The sequence below is a fragment of the Bacillus sp. FSL K6-3459 genome (genome assembly GCF_038003305.1).
GTDB lineage: Bacteria > Bacillota > Bacilli > Bacillales > Bacillaceae > Bacillus > Bacillus pumilus_O.
Map to the genome: position 1 here is coordinate 3,193,090 of NZ_JBBOOW010000001.1, position 21,611 is coordinate 3,214,700.

General features: G+C 39.6%; 15 protein-coding genes. 3 read left to right on the plus strand and 12 right to left on the minus strand.

Annotated features, from left to right (window positions below):
* Positions 1 to 219: 219 nt before the first annotated feature.
* Positions 220 to 2,835, plus strand: a complete 2,616-nt coding sequence (locus tag MHI35_RS16320; RefSeq protein WP_335349553.1) for a bifunctional glycosyltransferase/CDP-glycerol:glycerophosphate glycerophosphotransferase — start codon at positions 220 to 222, stop codon at positions 2,833 to 2,835.
* A 52-nt stretch (positions 2,836 to 2,887) separates the two neighbouring features.
* Here MHI35_RS16320 and MHI35_RS16325 read toward each other — a convergent pair whose 3' ends face one another.
* From MHI35_RS16325 to tagD, 3 genes are all read right to left on the minus strand, one after another.
* Positions 2,888 to 5,149: a CDP-glycerol glycerophosphotransferase family protein gene (locus MHI35_RS16325; RefSeq protein WP_211062557.1), complete on the minus strand. Its 2,262-nt coding sequence runs from the start codon at positions 5,147 to 5,149 to the stop codon at positions 2,888 to 2,890.
* A gap of 78 nt (positions 5,150 to 5,227) precedes the next feature.
* Positions 5,228 to 7,228 carry a glycosyltransferase gene (locus tag MHI35_RS16330; protein WP_340992725.1) on the minus strand — a complete coding sequence of 667 codons (2,001 nt, stop codon included), beginning with the start codon at positions 7,226 to 7,228 and terminating at the stop codon, positions 5,228 to 5,230.
* A 119-nt stretch (positions 7,229 to 7,347) separates the two neighbouring features.
* The gene (gene tagD / locus MHI35_RS16335; protein ID WP_144520602.1) at positions 7,348 to 7,737 is read right to left on the minus strand and encodes a glycerol-3-phosphate cytidylyltransferase; all 390 of its coding nucleotides are present in this window, start codon (positions 7,735 to 7,737) and stop codon (positions 7,348 to 7,350) included.
* A 368-nt stretch (positions 7,738 to 8,105) separates the two neighbouring features.
* Here tagD and MHI35_RS16340 point away from each other — a divergent pair, with 368 nt between their 5' ends.
* Together MHI35_RS16340 and MHI35_RS16345 are read left to right on the plus strand one after the other, a co-directional pair.
* Complete coding sequence (locus MHI35_RS16340; RefSeq protein WP_044140062.1) at positions 8,106 to 8,876, plus strand: WecB/TagA/CpsF family glycosyltransferase; 771 nt, start codon at positions 8,106 to 8,108, stop codon at positions 8,874 to 8,876.
* Between the two features lie 11 nt (positions 8,877 to 8,887).
* Entirely contained in the window at positions 8,888 to 10,075 is a 1,188-nt protein-coding gene (locus tag MHI35_RS16345) for a CDP-glycerol glycerophosphotransferase family protein (RefSeq protein ID WP_335349555.1), read from the plus strand.
* 17 nt (positions 10,076 to 10,092) lie between these two features.
* Here the strand turns inward: MHI35_RS16345 and MHI35_RS16350 are convergent, their stop codons facing one another.
* The 9 genes from MHI35_RS16350 to MHI35_RS16390 all read right to left on the minus strand — a co-directional run bounded on the left by MHI35_RS16350 (position 10,093) and on the right by MHI35_RS16390 (position 21,535).
* Entirely contained in the window at positions 10,093 to 12,723 is a 2,631-nt protein-coding gene (locus MHI35_RS16350) for a glucosaminidase domain-containing protein (protein ID WP_211062559.1), read from the minus strand.
* A gap of 125 nt (positions 12,724 to 12,848) precedes the next feature.
* The gene (manA, locus tag MHI35_RS16355; RefSeq protein WP_211062560.1) at positions 12,849 to 13,799 is read right to left on the minus strand and encodes a mannose-6-phosphate isomerase, class I; all 951 of its coding nucleotides are present in this window, start codon (positions 13,797 to 13,799) and stop codon (positions 12,849 to 12,851) included.
* A gap of 147 nt (positions 13,800 to 13,946) precedes the next feature.
* Positions 13,947 to 14,768 carry a carbohydrate ABC transporter permease gene (locus MHI35_RS16360; RefSeq protein WP_144520590.1) on the minus strand — a complete coding sequence of 274 codons (822 nt, stop codon included), beginning with the start codon at positions 14,766 to 14,768 and terminating at the stop codon, positions 13,947 to 13,949.
* Positions 14,765 to 15,730: a carbohydrate ABC transporter permease gene (locus tag MHI35_RS16365; RefSeq protein WP_417892629.1), complete on the minus strand. Its 966-nt coding sequence runs from the start codon at positions 15,728 to 15,730 to the stop codon at positions 14,765 to 14,767. Before MHI35_RS16365 ends, MHI35_RS16360 begins: the two co-directional genes overlap by 4 nt.
* A 61-nt stretch (positions 15,731 to 15,791) precedes the next feature.
* Positions 15,792 to 17,057, minus strand: coding sequence for an ABC transporter substrate-binding protein (locus MHI35_RS16370; protein WP_144520587.1), 1,266 nt, complete (start codon positions 17,055 to 17,057; stop codon positions 15,792 to 15,794).
* A gap of 102 nt (positions 17,058 to 17,159) precedes the next feature.
* Positions 17,160 to 18,578: a response regulator gene (locus MHI35_RS16375; protein WP_335349556.1), complete on the minus strand. Its 1,419-nt coding sequence runs from the start codon at positions 18,576 to 18,578 to the stop codon at positions 17,160 to 17,162.
* On the minus strand, positions 18,572 to 20,014 hold the full coding sequence (locus MHI35_RS16380; RefSeq protein ID WP_211062563.1) for a sensor histidine kinase: 1,443 nt from the start codon (positions 20,012 to 20,014) through the stop codon (positions 18,572 to 18,574). Before MHI35_RS16380 ends, MHI35_RS16375 begins: the two co-directional genes overlap by 7 nt.
* Positions 20,011 to 20,952 (minus strand): sugar-binding protein, encoded by a 942-nt coding sequence (locus tag MHI35_RS16385; RefSeq protein WP_335349582.1) that lies wholly within the window; start codon positions 20,950 to 20,952, stop codon positions 20,011 to 20,013. The genes MHI35_RS16380 and MHI35_RS16385 overlap by 4 nt, the downstream gene beginning before the upstream one ends.
* Positions 20,953 to 21,079: 127 nt before the next feature.
* A complete protein-coding gene (locus tag MHI35_RS16390; RefSeq protein ID WP_335349557.1) occupies positions 21,080 to 21,535 on the minus strand; it encodes a GNAT family N-acetyltransferase in 456 nt (151 codons plus the stop codon).
* Between the last annotated feature and the right edge of the window lie 76 nt (positions 21,536 to 21,611).

Here is a 21,611-nt window from a genome sequence, read left to right on the forward strand (position 1 = left end):
CATAATTGTAACAGATGTTGAGGAATATTTCACTGATCAACAAATTCTTGAATATTTTTTCTGAATTGCCATGTTGTCTCTTGATTTCAATTGTATAATACTAATGATCTGTTCATTCACTCTAATTTGTTGTAATCTATTTATAGGATATTCATCACTTTTAAGATAATATCTACCCTATTGATTTATCCATTTATTAATTCAAAAGTGAGGAAGAAAATGAACTTTAATTATGATATGACTATTATTATTCCTTTGTTTAATTCAGAGGATTATGTAGAAGATACTATTAAATCAATAATGAAACAGACACATGATTTCACAAAAATACAAGTCATTTTTGTGGATGATGGTTCTACAGACCGCAGTTATGAGATTTGTCATGATTATGTAAAACAATACAAGAATATGGAGATTTATGCACAAGAAAATCTTGGCGTTTCAGCTGCTAGAAACTTTGGCTTAAAGCAAGCAACAGGCAAATACATTCTTTTCTTAGATTCAGACGACTTAATTGGAAGTAATACGATTCAAGGATTATTTAACTACTTTAATCAAGTCGAAGATGAGGTTTCAATTGTCGCATACCCCTTATATTCTCTAGTGAACGGTCTAGTCAAAGATCATCCTAGGACAAAAAACTATTCGAAAACCGGTGTTTATGATGTGTCTGTTTATCCCAATATAAATCAAACAACTATAAACGTTTGTGTGAAAAATTTGCCTTCTAATGAACGCATTTATTTTGACACAGATCTCGCATATGCTGAAGATGCAACTTTTAATACGGCTTATATAATGAAAACCGGAAGGATTGGAATTTGTTCCACTGGAAAATATATATACCGTACTCACCAATCTTCAACAGTTGTAAAGTATAGAAGCCCAGTGCACTCTTACAATATGCTTCTCTTGTATTTCGAAAAAATGATGGATTCTTATTCAGTTAATAATGTTGTGCACCCCTATGTCCAAAGTATGATCTTATACGAATTGAATTGGAGGTTTAAGTCAAAATCCTTAATACCATTTCATCTAGATCAAGATGAATTTTCAGATTGGAAAAAACGGATGTTTAATATTATAGAAAAGCTTGAAGATAAAGTAATTTTGAATCATGATTTTATTGATATATATCATAAAGCTTCTTTATTAAGCTTGAAACAACCTAAACCTACCATAAAATATGATTCTCAAGGTATCTATATTTATCGCTATGATCAACTGCTGTTTAAACAGCAGCGATTTGAGATAGTTATGACCGAATTCACTATTAAGGATAATCAATTATTAGTGTCTGGTTTTATTAAAAGTCCGCTGAATGAATTCTTAGATTTAAATTTACAGATTGAAGTTAATGGACAACCTTTTGTGCCTAGGCTCTCTGCATCTAACCATGGCTACTACAAAACAAGAATGAAAACAAATAATTTCCCTAGATTCAGTTGGAAAAAAGAGCTTGATGAACAAACATTACATTTGAAATTCAGCATCAATTATAAAAATTATGATTATCCTATTTCTTTCTATTTTATCAATAACGTTGTATTTCAGAGCTTTATGAAACATAAAGCATTCAAAAATGGTTATGCTTTAAAATTCTTGCCTGCACAACAAAAACTCATTGTTGAAGAAGCTAAAAAAGATGATGCCGATTCTTATACAAAAGAGTTTGATAAAATAGTCCGAAAACATGACAAGAAGCTATTTTTAGCTAGAAAATTAATAAACAAAAAAAGAAAAGATATTTGGCTATACAATGACAGAAAAAATATTATAGATAATGCCTACTATCAGTTTAAGCATGATTTCCATAAAAAAGACGGTGTAAAAAGATATTATGTATACGATGGCGATGACATCGATCTAGAAAAGATGTTTAATCATGAGGAAAGAAAAAACGTGATTAAATTTAGGTCTCGACAACATAAATATTTATTTTTAAATGCTTCTAAAATTCTAACATCATTTAGAACCGTTCAAGAGTATAGTGCTTTTTCTGAAAATAGAATGAAATTTATTAATGACCGGTTAGACTTTGAGTTAGTTTACTTACAACATGGTATTCTACATGCTCACACCCCCTGGATATACTCAAGTGAAAAGAATAAAATAGATAAATTTGTAGTATCCAGTAATTTTGAAAAACAAAATTTAATTGAGAATTATAATTATAGACCAGAAAGCATCATTGAAGCTGGGATGGCAAGATTTGATTTTGTTGAAAGTCATAAACCTACCAGCAATAAAATTATATTTGCACCTTCTTGGAGAGTATCATTAGTTAATTCCTCAAAAGGTGGAGAATGGACTATTAAAGAAGAAGCTTTTAAAAATTCTTCTTACTATCAAGAAATAAACACATTGATTTCATCTAAAGACTTTACGGATTTACTAGAAGAAAAGGATTTATATTTTGAATTAAAGTTACATCCTATTTTTAACTCTGTTATAAATGAATTTAAGAATGAGCATCCAAGAATTCATTTTATAACAAAAGATATAAATTTGAGTGATTACAAATTGTTTATTACCGATTTCTCTTCCTTTGTATTTGACTTTGCATTTTTAAATAGAGCTGTTTTATTCTTTATACCCGATTATGCTGAGTTCATATGTGGAAACCACCTATATAACAAACTAGACTTGGATTTAGAAGACAGCTTCGGGCCCCTTGTTACAAATAGTTCGTCAGTTATAGAGGCAATCACTAATTTAGCAAAGAATGACTTTCAAATGGCAGATATCCATAAAGAAAGAATGAATGATTTCTTCTATCAACACAAAAGCTATCGCGAAGCACTCTATCAAAAGTTAAAAAACCAAAAAAATTAGAAAAAGCTGTCGAGTTATGGGGCTAGCCCTATATTCTCGACAGCTTATTTCTTTATTGCTCTTTTTTAAGAAATACTTCAACAACACGCTTCGAAGATTCCCCGCTCTCTAAATAGCAGAATTTCTCATAAAACGGTGTGAATGAAGCTGGCAAAGTAAAGGTTGGCTGTTCTGTTTCTCTTACCCAGTCAATGACGCTCGCTGTTTCTTTCACAAGAGGTCCAGGTGCTTCTTGTTCAAAGTCGAAGTAGAAGCCTCTCAGCTTGTCACGATATGTTTCGATATCTGGCACATAGAATAGCATCGGACGCTTGAGGTTTGCATAATCAAAGAACACAGATGAGTAGTCTGTGATGAGCAGATCAGAAATCATATACAGGTCTCTAATGTCTTCGTAATGAGAGAAGTCATAGGCAAAGCCTTCATATGGTCCTAAATCAAAGTTTTCAGCAACTAGATAGTGCATGCGCAGAATGATGATATATTCATCTCCAAGTGCAGCTCTCATCTCATGCAAATCAAGGTCTAAATCAAATTTGTACTGCCCTTTTTTATAAAATTGATCGTCTCTCCATGTCGGAGCATATAAGATTAATTTTTTATCCAGCGGCAGGTTCATTTTTTGTTTGAGTGCCCTCATCGTTTCTTCATTGTTTTGATTGTGAAGGAAGTCATTTCTCGGATATCCTGACTCAATCATGGTCTTTTGAAATTGGAAGGCTCTTGTAAAGATTTCGGTCGAATAAGCATTTGGAGAAATGAGATAGTCCCAATTCGATGCTTCTTTCGTGAAATTCTTTTTGTATTTCTTTGTGTTTGTTCCAGGCATATGAACCTCGTCCATATCCATCGCCAGTCGTTTTAATGGTGTACCGTGCCATGTCTGCAAGTATGTTGTATGCTCTGGTTTTGGAACCCACAGCGGCAAACGGCTATTGACGACCCAATATTCAGCTCTCGCCATTGCAAAAATCCATTTCAATGACAGACGGTTGATATAGTAAATTCCCTTTTCTTTAAACGGTGCTTCATGCCCTTTTTTCACACTCCAGATCAACGTATATTCTGGATGATTTTCTTTCATATACTCATAGATCCCACGCGGGTTACAACTGAATTGTTTTCCATTAAAACTTTCAAAAACGACGGTTTTCTTTTTCACAGACAGCTTACTCGCAAGCTGAAAGGTCGTTTTGAATGTACTTGTCACAAGGCGGTTACGGACTTTTTTTATTTTACCGATTTGCTTTTTGAACTTCTTCCACTTGCTTTTGACGTAGTACTTCGCACGTGTTTTCATTGTATAATCATTAATTCGAATGCCAAGCGTTTGTCTTTTTTTCTTTCGATATACCTCATATCGAATCGGGACATTGTTCTTCTTTTGTATTTGGACGAGTCCCTTTAAATGTTTAGATCGATCTCCAAACACAAGCGACGGAGTTGTTAAAGTCTCTTCTGTTCCATTAACTTCACATATAAATTCAAAATACATTCTATAGTTATATCTCTTATCTGTAGAATAAGTTAATACTCCTAAAGGAACTTCCACTTTGAATGGATATATTTCTGGGTTCTCCCCATCCGTTCTATAACCATCCATATCGCTTTTTTGCTGATAGTTAACATGGAATCGATGCTCCACTTCGTCTCTTTTGAAAAGAATTTGAATGTTTTTGATTCGATAAGTGTGCTCAGCACTTATAACGCCACAATATCCACTGATAGTCAGAAGATTGGTCTCATCGAGTGATAGATGATTCGTTTTCGTGATCTTCATCTCTCGCTTGACCTTAATAGAAGCATTCCCTTTATCTGTACGATATGGTACAGCAAGAAGCAGAGCACTTTTATTTTCTATGAAACAGAGTTCGGGCATTTCCACATCTAGCTTTAGACGACACTTATAATACAGGTTGTTGCTTTCGCCTAAGAATTGGCCTTCATCACTTTCCATTTCAGCCTCTTCATCATCTCCCTCGGAGTCATATGAAGAGTCTTCTGTTTCTTCCTCGCTTTCACTATGATCAGTCATCATTTCAGAAAAATCCGTCACATATAAGTTATAAGTTTGTCCTTGTTCCATTTTATCCGAGAAAGAACCTTCATGAATCTCTATTTGAAATTGATTTTCCACTAGATGTTTAAGAGGAAGGTAAACCTCCTGCTTTGAGACCCTTTCTCTCATGAGTAAGTAAAATAATCGACCTTCTAATGGTCTATCATCATCTATCCTCAACAAAATTTCTATTTTTTGTTCGTGGTTCTTTAAACTTTCAACAACACTTTTCTTCTGAACGGTCTCTTCAATCATTAATCATTTATCTCCTCTGTTCATCGAAATCTTATGCTTATAACACGATGTATGATAATGAAAAGTTTCTATTAATTATTAATTCACCTTCCAAGAATAATTTCCTTTAATTGTCTTGTAAGAAACACCGTCAACTTTTGACACATCTTTTTCATTGAGCAAATGCTCGGCAATTGGTAAACGCTTAATGATTTCATTGTATTCTTCGTCTCTCATTCTAATATAGAAATCTACATATTTCGTTTTGTTTCGTTTCAATGCAGCTTGTATGGATGCATGACCAATTGGAGAGGATACCTTTAAATTTTCTATTTTTTTAGAGAATAACTCAGCATGGTTATGCCGATCATAACCGACAAGTTCTAATATAACCTTTTTTCGTTTTTCAATAGCACCTTCTATGTGCAAATCCAAGGAAAGAATATGATGTTCAACATCCATTTCCACTAATTTGAAATGAATAGGCTTCATCATCCTTTGAATTCGGTCTCTTTTTTCTCGCATTTCTATCATTTTATGAAGTGCCATTGTCCAGTTTTCATAATAGTTAGGAATAGAATATAATTCTGCAATCTCCTGACAATTTTGTGAAAAAACCTGATACTGTTCATTGCTTTTCAACAATTCAATGATTTTGTTAGCTAACTGTTTCACTTCATATTGCTCAACAACAAATCCATTATACTGATTTTTCACAAGCGTGCTAGCACCATAATCGTAATTATAGGTAATCACAGGGCAATTGTTAACAATTGATTCCATGATTGACAATGGGCAGCCTTCAAAAACAGAGGTAGAAAGAGACATTCTAGCTGTTCTAAATTCTGCATCCGGATTTTGAGTAAATCCTTTCAAGAAGACATTATTCCCCAAGTTTAACCTTTTAATTTCTTTTTTTAGGTGCTTTTCTTGAGGACCTGAACCAAAGATTTCAAGCCTCGCATTTGGTACTTCTTTTATCACTAATTCAAACGAACGGATGGCATCTATGACGTTCTTTACTTTGGTTAATCTCGCCATCATCAGAACCTTATTTGGATCAGGAGTATAGTGATCTTGTACTTGATGTGATGAACGATCTAGTGTATGTGGTGTTAAAAAGAATATATTTTGATGACCAAATTGTTTCACTACGTCTGTTTTTTGCTCTTCCGTGATAAAAAAGACGGCATCTACTTTTTGTTTTCTTACTTGGGTAAATAATTCATTATAATCAGAACGTAATTCTGTCTTTTCTGTTTCATAGTGTTTACTGTGAATAATTGCCGAAAAATAAGATGAACTCCTTTTTTTCAATTGGAAGACATACTTATCCTGCTTCCGGCTATCAACTAAAAAGAGCTTTTTCCGATCATTTTTATACTGAATAGTCGTAAGCCACTCTTGTCTTAACCCTTTTTCATTTTTAAAGGTTTTCATTCCATCTTGAGAATACCAAATGATGTCTCTTAATTTATTTTTAGTTTCGTCTTTAAGATCATCATACTCTTTTTTCATATAAATATGAGTGTTCTCATATATAAATAGTTCTCGATAGATTTTGCCCGTTTCCTGAGAGAAATAAGAGACTTTGTGCAGCTGCCCTTGTGAGTTATATTCCTCTCGTTTATCCAATTGCTGATTTGGTTGAAAATAATCAACCATCTCAATTTGATTTGATTTTTCATGCCTAATAAAACGAACAGATGGATCTTCATGATCACATGACACTTTATTGTTGTCCGCGTGATAAGTTGGCTGATACTGTTCCATTGGTTTACAATTTGGAATGAGGTAATCAACATACATATTTTGAATTCTTGTCATGTTAGGATCCACTACCTGTTTGTCAATGATCCCTTGCACTTTCTGAGGAAATTCTTGATCATATGAAAAGGTTAAAAAATGGGTTGTAATATTCTTTAACCCAAAAAGGTTCGCACGAAGCAATAACGACTTCGTCATACCACCATATTTCTCTTTAATTTTTCCGGTAATAAAGTAATACTCCATATCAGGAATTTGCAATTGTTGTTGCGGTTGACTTTGATTATTTTCATGTGTCTTTTTTCTAAGCTTGTTAAACCATTTTTGGATCAAAACACTCAACCTTTCATTGTTGTCCATTTATTCCATCGATATTTAAATAAATTTTTAAACGAAATATTAACATAAAAAAGCACTTCTCACCAAAAGATAAGAAGCACTATCTTAAATCATTAAAGTCCAGAAATTTCTTCCTTAATTTGTGTTGTCGAGATGCCTTCTGTTCTTTTCAAGTACACGACTTCGCAATGCTCTTTTAAGAAATCGAATTTACCTTCCCAGTCATCTCCCATGACAAACACATCAATATCGTGATCTTGCACGTCACGAACTTTTTGATCCCAGCTGTTTTCTGGAATGACTTCGTCTACATAACGAATCGTTTCAAGAATGAGCTTTCGATGCTCGTAGCTATGATAAGCCTTTTTTGATTTTTGTAAGTTAAACTCATCTGTCGAAATAGCCACCACTAAGTAATCTCCAAGCTGCTTTGCACGTTCGAGCAGCTTAATGTGCCCCCAGTGTAATAAATCAAATGTACCGTAAGTAATAACTTTCTTCATTGCAAACATGAACTCCTTTCTTCATTCCTTATTCAACTGCTCTCATGCAGTAATGTTTATCCGTAATCCTATTGTTTTCGTTCGTATTTCGCTCTTCGGAACCTCATTATATCACAGCGCCCATTAAACGTTAAGCAGATGTAAAGACAAACTATTTCCAATTTATTGGGCGGAGAAGGGAAAGTCCGAAGAATCAATGTTTCTCGCAGCAGCCTCCTTATGAATTGATGAAAATGTCATCAAATTTAAAGGTTTGTAAAGTTATTGTTAATATTTCATGGAGCATCTGTGATAAAATGATGAGTAGACGAAGAATGAATTTACAATGAACGTTCATAGATAACAAGATGAAAAAGGAGGTTTAAACAATGCAAACAGAAGTGGTCTCTAACCTTTCTTATGTAAACGGCGACCTAGATGAATTTATTAGCTATATGAATCACCATCATATTTCTCAAAGAAGAGGCGCCATGATTGCGACTGTCAATCCAGAGATTGGCTATGCTGTTATGAAGGATCATGCATATCATCAAGTTGTCTCTTCTGCGGATTATGTTCTGCCGGATGGTGTAGGCGTTGTCTTGATGTCACGTTTGACACAAAGTCCGCTAAAGTCAAGAATTGCTGGCTTTGATGTCTTCATGTCTATGCTTGATCTAGCAAACAAGCAGTCTAAAAGTATCTTTTTATATGGGGCAAAAAAAGAAGTGCTAGAGGCTGTTAAACAGCGAATTGATACAGAATATCCAAATGTGGTCATTGCAGGCAGCTGTGACGGCTATCAAGCGGATAAACGTTTCGTAGCAAAGCAAATCGCTCGCTCGAAAGCCGATATGGTGTTCGTTGCTTTAGGTTATCCTAATCAGGAGAACTTTATTTATGAATACCGTCATTTATTCCCGCAGGCTGTTTGCATCGGTTTAGGCGGAAGCTTTGATGTATTTAGCGGAACGGTGAAGCGTGCACCACGATGGATGATTAAAACAAATACAGAATGGCTATACAGACTTGTTGTGAATCCATGGAGATGGAAACGAATGCTGAATATTCCTAAGTACGCTTTTGCCGTATTGAAAGAAAACAAAGGGAAAAAACGTTACTATCCTGAGCAAGTAAAGGATCAGACGAAGCAGCTGTGAGAGACTGACCAATGAGAACTATTCGCTCAATGATCATTTCAGGCTATGCAGCTTTTGTTTCTTTCATTGGATGGCTGATGAGCGGCGTGAAACCACGGGAAGACCAGGTGACGCTGCTTGTTTCATTTCAAGAGAATGCAGCTGCTCTTATTGATACTTATCAACAACAGGCGAACATGACGATGAAGCTTACTGTCCTCTATACGAAGCATGCTTCTGCGATAGAAAAGGACGAGGCTCATCTGTCATTTCGCTATTTTCATGAAAAAAATCCTCTCCATCTCATTCAATGTATTTATACGATGTTTAAAAGCAAGGTTGTCGTGACAGATAATTACTTTCTCATGACAAGTGTACTCAGAAAACGCCCTTCTACCACCTGTATTCAAGTATGGCATGCCAATGGGGCGCTGAAAAAATTTGGTCTTGAAGATGCATCAAATTCAGAACGAAGTCCTCGTGACATCAAACGATTCAAACGAGTCTATGCGTCTTTCGATTATATTGTTACAGGCTCAGATCATATGCGTGAGATTTTTAAGTTTTCGTTTGGGGTAAATGATGATCGTTTTTTACCAACTGGTGTACCGATGACGGATGTGTACTATGATCAGCGCCGACATTCCTTGAAGCCGAATGATTTTCCTAAAGGGAAAAAGATCCTGCTTTATGCGCCGACCTATCGAGACTTTGCAATGGACGGTCTTGTCCTGCCCTTTTCAAAGGAGCAATTGCAAACAGAGCTAAACGGCGATTATATTTTGCTCGTCAAGCTACATCCTGCGGTCAAGCATTTAGCGAAGGCGGAAACAGACGGTGAATGGATATTTGATGTGTCCGATCAGCCGCTTTATCCATTGCTTTGTGCATGCGATGTCCTGGTCACAGATTACTCGTCGATCGTGTTTGAATATGCGCTGCTTGAAAAGCCTGTTTTGTTCTTCACTTATGACTTAGACATTTATCGCGAGAAGCGTGGCTTAGTCGATCAGTATGAGGACATCATTCCTGGGAAGGCTTGTGTCACTCAAAGCATGCTCTTGAAGGAGCTCCTTCAACTAAACGAATCAGATTACCAAGAACGAATCAAAACCTTCGCCGAGGAATGGAATCAATATTCAGAGGGAAGATCCAGCGAGCAGCTTTTATCCTTTATTGAACAGCAGCTCTTACACAAAAAACGTCCGGCTTCTCAATAGGAAGCACGGACGTTTTTTTATTTGTTATAAACCGGGATATCGTAATAGAGCGTATAGTTATCAAGTAAGTTATACAAGCTATACATACGAGTGACTTGCTTATATGCCCAGCCAATATCGGTTGCATATTGATGAGTCGCTGCACTAGACCAGCGCATTTTATAAATCGTATCTTGTTTGTATGTGGCGTGATTGATGTAGCTGTTTCCAATGAATTTTGCCCCGCCAATAATCGCTGCCTCTGGCGTGAACCATTGCTGTTCATACGCATATTTTGCACCGAGGTAATTTGGATTACTATCGTATGCGCCAATGCCATACATGTTATATACTTTCTTTCCATTAAACATCGTCCCATTCGCTAAAATGGAACCTCCGTTACCTGTTTCAAGCAACGCGTGAGAAATGAGATAAATTTCGTTGATATGATACGTTTTCGCTGCCGTAATAAAGGCTTGTCCTTTACCTGCAAGAATTCCTTTGCCTGCTAGAATCTTTGAATTGACTTCTGCCGGATTGAGATTTGCAGCTTCAGAGAGTTTTAGAAATTGGAAGTAAGATTGAGTGCCTTCAGCAATGTTAGCTGGATCTACATATTTTTGAACCTCTGCTGCACTTGCATTTCTCCAGCCAAGGCTGATCTTGATCCAGTTTCCTTCTTTCCCAAGCTGTTTCACTTTTGCTCCTTTATTCAGCTGCGCCACGATGTTGCTAGCAGAGCTCGAATCAGGTGTCGAACGAACATTTAAGCCGTCCGTGTTCACAGTTGACGTCGCCGCGTCGACATATGGTGCATATACATAGGCTGCACCATCGGTCTGTGGGGACACCTTCATTTGCTTGTTCACCATCTCGTTGACAGTGAGGTTGTAGTTCGTTTGCATGACCATTGGGCCATTTTTGATTTTTACGGCTGTAGCTGTCCAGCCATATTGACTTTTCACAAAAGCAATCGCCGCATTTACAGTTGGTAATCCTGTGAATTGCTGCGTAATGTTGATTTTGTAGGTTGGTTTCGTTGTTGTCTGATAGACAGCTGGTTCATTCCGTTTTTTGAAAAATGCCAAGCCTTGGTCGCGCAATGTAGCTGTTGAGATGGTACCTGTTTTGATCTGATATTGAGCATAATCAGCTGTGCCTGTTTTTTGAGTAGCTGCTTTCATTTTTTGTTTCGTTAAATAGCTTAGCGCTTGATTCAGTTTTGTCTGATTCACTGTCGGCTCTGTTGTGATCCGGTATTGTTTAACCGCTTCTGTCAACGTTTTTGTACTGCTGGCAACGCCATTTTTCTTGATAATCTCTTGCGCCTGCTTGACTTTACTTTGTTCATATACAGGTGTTGTCTTGAGACTATACGTTTTGCTAACAGCTTGGCCCTTACCAGTAGTAATACTGCTTGTTACCTTCTGCGTTTTTAAATATGCGGCACCTTTATTGATTTTGGCTTGCTCCGCTGATTGATTGACGACTAGTCGATACGTGCTGTCAGATGCTTTACCTGTTTTTTTCGTTGTCGCTGATACCTTTTTCTTTTGGAAGAAAGCTGCCGCTTTTTTCGCTTGATCATCTCCTAATAGGTTTCCAGTCACTACTTGGTATGGCTGTGTAGAAGAGATCTTTTGCGATGTGTAGCGCCATTTCTTTTTCTTGAAAAAGGCCACCGTTTTTCCGTATGCTGTATCGTTCAGTTGATTGAGCTTCACGATATAATTTTTTGTTTTTCCCACTCGCTGCACAGTCCCTGTAGCGCCGGTTTGTTTCTTTATCTGGGCCGCTGCGGAGGATGCTTGTTTGCTGTCTTTGAAATAGCCTGATTCCAAGCGATACACATTTTTTAAAGCGCCTGTCTTTTGAATCTTCCCGTTGATCTTTGCTTCTCTTTGAAGCTGGGTAAGAAGTGTCTGTGCTTTTGACTGGTTCACTTGTGCAGCTGATGTGACGATGTAATACGGCTTGCCTGCTGTCACCGTTTGAAGCACTGCTTTTAAACCAGACTCTTTTTGAAAGCCTTGCAGGATCGTATTCGCCTTACTTTGTCCAATGATACCACCTGAAATCAGCTGATACACAGTGCCTGCTTTGTTTTCAGTTTGGTATGTACTCGTGACACCGGCCTGCTTTTGTAATTCGGTTTGAATGTTTTTAACTTTCGTTTCAGAATCAATGGTTCCTGAAATGACCTGATAAGAAGGTCTGCTTTGATTGATGGCCTCATAGGTGCTATTGAGTCCTGATGTTTTCGTTAGCTCGAGTGAGAGCTTTTTCGCCTGAGCTTCATCATTGACGGGGTCAGATACGACCTTTTGTAAAGGGAGCCGGTCACCTACTGGCGACACTGTACCGCTCATGCCCGTCTCTTTTTTTAATGCAGCTGCACTTGCACTCGCTGCTGCTTGTGACTCATATCCTGAGGCAGTGAGCTGATAGGTCGACGTGTTTCCTGAGGTTTGATAAGTGGCTGTCCACTTTTTGTCCTTCTTCAATGTTTCCACTGCTTTTTTCACTTCTGATTCTGTTGTAAATACTTTTGAGGTGTTCATCGTATAAATGGATTGATCGACATAGGAGGCTGCTTGTGCTTCTTTGCCCGTATGTACTGTCATACCAAAGGCAGCTGCGAGTAACATAATCTTGATGGTTTTTTTCACGTTCACTGTCCCTCTCTTAACTTTGCATAATAGTCTACTAATCTCTTTATCGACAAAAACAAGTACTCTTTCAAGTCATTTATGCAATAGAAAAATAGAGGACCTCTTCGAAGCCCTCTTTTCCTTTAGATATGCGATACAATCAGCTCACAATTTCCTTCAATTGAGAAGCTCCCTGTTTCAGCTGGCAGGATAAAATGAGCTCCTTTAGGCAGTGGATATGTATGTCCATCATGCGTTAGAGCCCCTTCCCCGCTAATTACACTACACAGCAAAAACGGATAATCTTGCGAAAGCTCTACTGCTTGATCAATTTCCCATTTATACACAGAAAAATACTCTGCTTCAACAAAAGTTCGAATGGTCAGCCCACGGCGTGTTTCCACTGATTCATCTGCATAACCGTCTACATGAGGAACCGTTGTGACATCAATGGCTTGCGCAAAATGAAGTTCACGTTCATGGCCATTCTGATCTTTTCGTTCATAATCATATACTCGATAGGTTGTATCTGAGCTTTGCTGCGTTTCGAGGACAAGCGTTCCTTCGCACAGCGCATGAATGGTACCACTTGGCACATAATAAAAATCACCAGGCTTAATCTTCACACGACGCAAAAGACCTTCCCAATCTCCACTGTTCATCATGGTCACAAGCTCAGTTCTTGTTCTTGCGCTGTGCCCATAGATCATTTCTGCTCCTTCTTTGCAGTCAATGATATACCAGCACTCTGTTTTTCCAAGCTCGCCATTTTCATGTCTTTCCGCGTAATCATCATCTGGATGAACTTGAACGGACAAGTCTTGGTTTGCATCTAAAATTTTGGTTAACAGCGGGAATCGATCGCCTTCTATTCCCCCGAACAATTCTCTGTGATTGTCCCATAGTTCGATCAGCGTTTTCCCTTTATATGGACCGTCTTGTACGACACTTGGTCCGTTTGGATGAGCAGAAATTGCCCAGCATTCTCCTGTTTGATCAGAAGGAATATCATAGCCAAATTGATCTCTTAAGGCCGTACCTCCCCATATTCTTTCCTTCAATTCAGGCAGTAAAAAAATTGGTGACTGCTTCATTCAGGATGACTCCTCCCTTTGCTACCCTTTGATAATCCTTGCCAAGCCTTGATGAAAACTAGCAAGTCTCAACTTTTATTATGACGCTATCTAAAGAGAAGTCAATCCTTTCAGTACACCAAATGAAAACGATAACACGAAAAGATTTTATCCTTTGACAGAACCTGCAAGAAGCCCTTTGACAAAGTATTTTCCGAGCAGAATATAGACCAAAAGTGTCGGCAGTGCGGCCAATATTGCCCCTGCCATTTGGACGTTCCATTGCACAATTTGACTGCCCGATAGATTTTGCAAGGCAACCATCACTGGCTGATGCTCCGCAGTGGTCATCGTGACTGCAAATAAGAACTCATTCCACACATTTGTGAACTGCCAAATCGCGACTACAACAAACCCTGTGATCGAAAGCGGAAGAATCATATGTCTGAAAATCCCGATAAATCCTGCGCCGTCCATTTTTGCCGATTCAATCATTTCATCTGGAATGCTCACATAGAAGTTTCGAAACATGAGCGTTGTGATTGGAAGTCCGTATACGACATGAACAAGCACCAAACCCGGAATCGAATTGTACAATCCGACTTCACGTAAAAATTGAATGAGTGGAATGAGGATACTTTGATATGGAATAAACATTCCAAACAGCATTAGCGTAAAGACCACTTCTGATCCTTTGAAACGCCATTTTGATAGGACATAGCCATTCATCGCCCCTAAGATAGCTGATAATAGGGTGGCCGGAATGACTAGATAAAGAGAATTCATTAAATTGGGCGCTAGCTTTTCAAATGCGATTTGATAGCTTGAAAAATCGAGTGCTGATGGCAGCGCCCACATTTTCTCAAGGGTCACTTCACCTAATGGCTTCAAACTTGTGACGAGCATGACATAGACTGGCATGAGAAAAAAGAGGCTGCACAAAATCAATAAAGCATAAAGGACTGGACGGACAAACCATCTAGCTGTCATGATGACGCCCCCTTCCGGCTCGACAGGAGATATGGCACGATAAAGACCGCAACAGAGATCAGCATCACAATCGCGATGGCGGCACCACCTGCATAATGGTTTCCTCTAAAGGTCATTTCAAACATGTAAACGCCCGGAACATCTGTAACAAAGTTTGCACCCGGTCCTGTCATCGAGTAAATCAAATCGAAAATCTTTAATGAAATATGAGCCATAATGATAATGACACTTGCAGTAATCGGTTTTAATAGTGGAAAAATAATCTTCCTGTAAATCTGCCATTCGGTTGCGCCATCCATTCTAGCAGCCTCTCTTACTTCCTCTGGAATGCTTCTCAAACCTGCTAAATACATTGCCAGAGAAAATCCAGTCATCTGCCAAACAGCTGCAATCACGACGGCAATCATGGCCGCAGGGACACCAAACTCAATTTTCCCCCAGACAAATCCGGCTAAAATGTTCGTATCCGTGTACCACTTAGGCTGAATACCAAGCGTCTTTAAAAAGAGATTCACCCCAGTTGACGGGTTTAAAATCCATTGCCAGACGACCCCTGTCACAACGAAGGAAAGAGCCATTGGAAAGAAAAATAAATTCCGAAATAGAGATTCACCCTTGATTTTCTGATCTAGTAAAATCGCAAGTGCGAGACCAGAGGCAATCACGGCTCCAATAAAAAATAGAGTAAAAAAGACCGTATTCCGAAGATCTGACTGAAAGCGGAAATCTTGAAACAGCATCATATAGTTTTGAAGCCCTGCGAAAGAGAAATCAGGAACAAGCGAGGTCCAATTTGATAATGACACATACCCTGTCCAGCCAATAAAGCCGTAAACAAAGATGAATAATAACACAGCCGACGGGGCTAAAAATAGAAGCGCAAGTAGCTGATCCCCACTCCATTTTTTCCGAACGCGTTTGACTTTGGGTGTTGTTGCTTTTGTGATCGGCGATGTATCCATACGCATGAAGCTACACTCCTTTTTAAAAAAGAGGCGGTGCTTAGTCGCCGCCTCCTCGTCTTTATTTCATTGAATCTTTTAAAGATGAAACAAACTGGCTACTATCTTTTTGTGTGACGAAGATATTGACGGCTTGATTCGCTTTTGTCACAAACCCTTCTTCAGCAGCTGAACCATGCGCGAGAGACGGCGCCAGCTTTGATTCTTTAAATGCCTTCATCGCCGATTTTCCGTATTCATCATATTTAGAAACATCTGCATCCACACGTGCCGGAATCGATCCCTTCAGCGGATTGAATGCATCCTGTCCTTCCACAGATCCTAAGACAGACAAGAATTTCTTCACGTTTTCTGGCTGTTTCACGCCCTTTGGCAGTCCAAATGTATCGGTAATCACCATAAAACTTCCCTCAGTGCCAGGAGTCGCCACGTATCCAAAGTCTTCATTCACCTTCAGATCAAGATCATTCACAAAGTACCCCTTCGCCCAGTCGCCCATGACATTCATTGCTGCTTCCCCTTTTGCCACGAGCTGCGAGGCATCCTGCCAGTTACGTGAACTGTGATCATCATTGACGTATTCAAGCATACGTCCAAAGATGTCTGCCGCTTCCTTCACTTTTGCGTCATCCATTTTCATGTCGCCAGCCCAAAGTTTTTGATATCCATCAGCGCCTAAAACGCCGAGAAGTACACTCTCAAACAAATGTGTTGCTGCCCAAGGTTCTTTATCTCCAAGTGCAAGCGGTGTAATGCCTTTTTTCTTTAATGCATCTGCTGTTTTGAAAAATTCATCAAAGGTCGTTGGCGGCTCTAAGCCTGCATCATCAAATACCTTCTTGTTATACCAAAGTACATTGCCCCTGTGAATATTCACTGGTACTGAATAGATTTTCCCATCTTTGCTGACAAGGTCGATAAGTGATTCTGGAAATTTGTCCTTCCAGCCTTCTTTTTCATATAGATCATCGAGCGGCTCCATTTTGCCAGCTGCGACCCAGCTCTCATTCAGCTCCGCTCCGCCATGTACTTGGAAAGTAGCTGGCGGGTCATTTCCTTGCATCCGGCTAGTCAGAACAGCCTTAGCATTTGTACCAGCACCACCTGCGACAGCTGCATTTTCAATTGGGATGTCTTTATTTTTCTCTTCAAACAGTTGAATGAGTGCTTTTAGTCCGTCCTCCTCACCTGCTCCAGTCCACCAAGAGAAAATGTCGAGCTTCTCTGCTCCATCCTCTTTTTTTGCATCTGAGTTCGTCGTTGAACTACAGGCAGTGATGATAAGCATACAGAGCGCTAACAGCGTAAAGCCTAATTTAACCTTCATGATTGATCCCCCATCCCTTTTTTGTAAGCGTTATCAAAATAAGTATAATGGCAGATCCTTGCTTTTTTTCAGACAAACTTCTTCACTTTTTTATGAAATTCTTCATTTTTTTACGGTCTGTTTTCGATATTCCTTTGGTGAACAGCCGACCATCTTCTTAAACACACGGCTGACGTAATTGGGATCTGTATATCCCGCCTGATAGGTAATTTCTTTTAAACTAAGCGAGCTGTCTTTAAGAAGTTTTTTAATTTTATCCAGCCGGCAGGTCGTCACATATTCTTTAAATGTCAGCCCTGTCTCGTCTTTAAACCGTTTTGTGAAATAGGTTGGACTTAAATCAACATAGGCGGCTGTTTGCTCCAGCGTGATCTGTTCACAAAAATGCGTTTTGATGTAGCGCTTTGCCCGCTCCATATCATTCACAGTCTGATTTCTTGCTTCGTACACGTCAAATAAATATTCACAGCACTGGCGGCATTCTGCTGCGGTGTTGATCGTGAGTATAGGCCAGTCTGTTCGGAGCCGTGATTTAAATAAAATCAGCAACTCTTTTAGTTGTGACAGGGTGGCCCCCTCTAGTTCAAAGGCATCGAATAAAGCTAGTGCATCCTCTCTTCTCCCTTCTTCCATCGCCTGCATCATATCGTCTGCAAGCTCAGGCAAATGGATCAATGGATGAGACTGTTCTTCTGTTTGGTAAAAGCCATAACGAACAACGCCGGGGCTCTTTTTCCGCTGATAATAGGAAAGCTTCGCTTCTGCTGCACTTTTTTGAAGATAAAGCGGATTAGAGACTGGGTGCCCTATGCCAACGACCGGTGAAGGCTGATCGTTTGTGGTGGCAGTTCGAATCGCCTGTAGGATATCTGCTTTTAACTGACCAGACGCTTGGTGACGATAAATGAGACATGTAAACAGCTCACCACTCACCTGAATCGGTACCGTATGAAAAAGTGGAGATGTCTGTAAATCCATCAACAGTTGATCCCCCATTTTACGCTGCACAGCGATGACAAGACCTGCTTCGAATTCATGAAACAGTTGTTGGAATTCCGTGGAGGTATAGGATTGACCGTTGATGACATGGGCTTCAAGCCACTTTGACTGCTGCCCAGCCGCCACCGCCTGCCGCTGAGACGCCTCTTGCTGAATCTCTGCCGCAACCGTTCGAATGGCGGCGATGGTTTCATCTTTGTCAGCCGGTTTGACGAGATATTGCTTCACCCCTTCTTGCATCGCCTGCTTGGCATAAGCGAACGTATCGTAGGCTGTCAGCATAATAAATTTTGTATGAGGACTGATCGCTTTGATTTGCTTGATCGCTGTCAAACCATCCATTCCAGGCATCTGAATATCCATGAGCACAAGATGAACTGGCTTAGTCCGCACGAATTCAACCGCCTTTTTTCCATTTTCCGCTTCTCCCGCGATATGACACTCTGGAAGCCAATCCGTCATGAACTTCCGCATCGCTAGCCGTTCTATCTTTTCATCATCTACAATCAGCACGTTCAGCATACCGGTCCCTCCTTCATCGGAATAGCCAATTGAATGGTGGTCCCTTCGTTTGGCTTTGAATCAATTTGAAGAGCATTTTGTACCCCGTAAAACAAGCGCAGCCTTGATATCACATTACGAAGACCGATTCCCGTTGAATGCCCTTTACTCAAGATGTTTGGGTCTTCCTCATCTTTTTCTGATAGCAATCTCCTTTTCTCTTGTTCATTGATTCCCATCCCATTGTCCCGAATCCGAATCATCACATAGCCGCCTTCTTGATAGATCGAGAGCTCAACAAGTCCGTCTTCCTCCTTTGGTTCGACGCCATGAATAAAGGCATTTTCAACAAGCGGCTGTAAGGTGAGACTTGGGATAAGTACAGATAAACAGGATTCATCTATGGTTGTTTTGCATGTGATACGATCGGCAAATCTTGTTTCTTGTATATGAAAATATTCTTTGACCACTTTTACTTCTTGTTCTAGCGTAACGGATGCACTAAGAGCTGACAGCGAATAACGCATGAGAGTGGAAACAGATTGAATCAATCTCGATGTGGCATCCGCTGATTCTAAGTAAGCCATGCGTGAGACGATGTTTAATGTATTAAATAAAAAATGGGGGTTCATTTGGTTTTGCAGCGTCTTCAACTTCATGTCTTTGATTTTTTGATCTAAGGCTGCCTTTTGTTTCATCTCTTCAATCATCATTTTCATTTCTTGACGCATTCGCTGAAATGCCTCATTTAATACAGATATTTCATCCTTTGAGGTGACTTGCAAGTCCGCTCCATCAAAGTTTCCTTCCGATACTTCCTTTACGCTTCGAGAGAGATGGACGATTGGTCTTGAGATTCCGCCAGCAATCATATACGCCATCCATAATGCGACCCCAATGGACAACGTAAACAAACATAGGGTGAAGAGCGCATAGGTTTGGTGCCTTTTTTGCAGAGATTGATAGAGTACTTGATATTCAGACAATTCATCATCAAGCAAGGTCATCGTTTGCTCTTGTATGTAGGAGGAGACGGTTCTTACTTCCTTCACACTTGCTGCATATTCTTTGATTTTTCCTTCTTTTACATGTGTCATGGTCGCATCACTCTCATTGATGAGCGTACGCATCATATATTGATATTTTTCAATAGAAGGAATTGCCGCATGAAGCCCAGCATCTTTTCGCAATGCCTGGTCGTAGGATTTCATTTTTTGTTTTGAAGCTAGATATTCTTGGGCAAACTGCTGATCCTTTTCAATCGCATACGCATTGACCTTTTCATACATCGTTTTTGCCTCTGTCGATATATCATTAAGCAGAAGAAAAGAACGAAAGCTTCTGCTGTATTCTGATGTGATATTCGAGCTACTCCAATAGACGAAAAAAGCGGCCACGTTGCCAAGAAACACAAGGGTTAAAAATGCCAGTAGCAACTTACTTCGAATCCTTCTCACGGCTGCATCCCCTGCCTTCTGTCTGTTTGCTGGAGCGGCAGATCCTCGCGCCGAATCACACTCGTTCCTGTGTACTGAAGCGGTTCTTCTTTTTCTCCTTTTTGCAAACGCACAAGCGATTCCACTGCTTGATAGCCCATTTCATAAGGGTGCTGAACAACGACGGCATCAATCTCTCCATCATCGAGCGCCTGAATCGTATCTGGCAACGTATCAAATGCGAGTACATAGATATCTGTGGTCGATTGATATTGCGATGTTACTTGAATGATGCCTGCACCATCTAATGCACTCGTGCCGTAAAATGCAGTGAGATTGGCATGATCGTTTAATAATTTATAAGCAGCACCGGAGGCCCCTGATTTTGTAATGGCTGATTCTTCTATTCCAGCAATATGAATGCGTTTTTCAGCGGCGACGGCGTCTCGAAATCCTTTGACGCGTTGCTTTTGATGAACGGCATCAAGCCTGCCTGTGACAATTCCTACGTACTGTTCGCCTTTTGTATCTGCGATGAGTGCCTGTCCTGCGATAAAGCCTGAATAATAATTGTCCGTGCCAACATACACTTGGCGCTTGCTCCCCTCTGCATCCGTATCAACGGTGACAACATCAATGCCCTTTTCCCTAGCCTTCTGAAAAAGCGGTTTGTATTTTTTCGCATCAAGTCCTTGTGTCATAATGCCATCGACATGCCCTGCGATTGCCATATCAATGGTTTTCAAATGATCATCTATATCGGCTTGCTTCGGACCCAAATATTCTAAATACATGCGATGAGCGGCTGCCGCATCAGCAGCTCCCTTTTGTACTAGCTGCCAATATTCATTATCAAGTTCCTCTGGTACAAGGACAAAATGATATTGATAGGTTGATGACGCCCTTTCGGAAGCGCTTTCAATTTTAAATAAATCTTGACCTAATAATGTTAAAAACATGACAGACACGATACAAAAAGTGAGAAAGGCGCCCACCCCGATCCACTTTAAACCTTTCACCACATCCTCCCCCTTTCAAAGATTGCGCATAAAAAAAGAGCTGCTTATAAGCATACTCTCTCGACCTCTATAATTCCTTTGTCATAAATAAACTGTTTGGATCTTCTTCATATGAACCGAAAGGCGGACAAATATCAAACCCAACACTCTCATAAAGTTTTCTTGCCGGCTCGAAGAAAGACATCGCACCTGTCTCTAAACTGACACGTGTATAACCGCGCCTTTTTGCCTCTTGGAGAAGATGATTCAGCATATACCTTCCTACACCTTTTCTCATATGGAGAGCTGCGGTCCTCATGGATTTGATTTCGCCGTGATCACTTGACAGCTCCTTTAACGCTCCGCAGCCAAGAAGCTCCTCTCCATCCCGAACACTCCACACTGTGACACCTTGCTTTTTCAATTCAGCTAACGGAAGGGCATGAATGCTTTCTGGCGGGGAATGCTTTTTCATTTCTTCTAAATGAGCGGTAATCAGCTGCTCTATTTGTCCATCTGTAAGTGTATCTTGTTGAATGTACATGTCTTCTATCACTCCTTCATAAATATTGTACGTGATGAGTCAGCATTCACCTGCTGTTATGTCACATAAACGAACA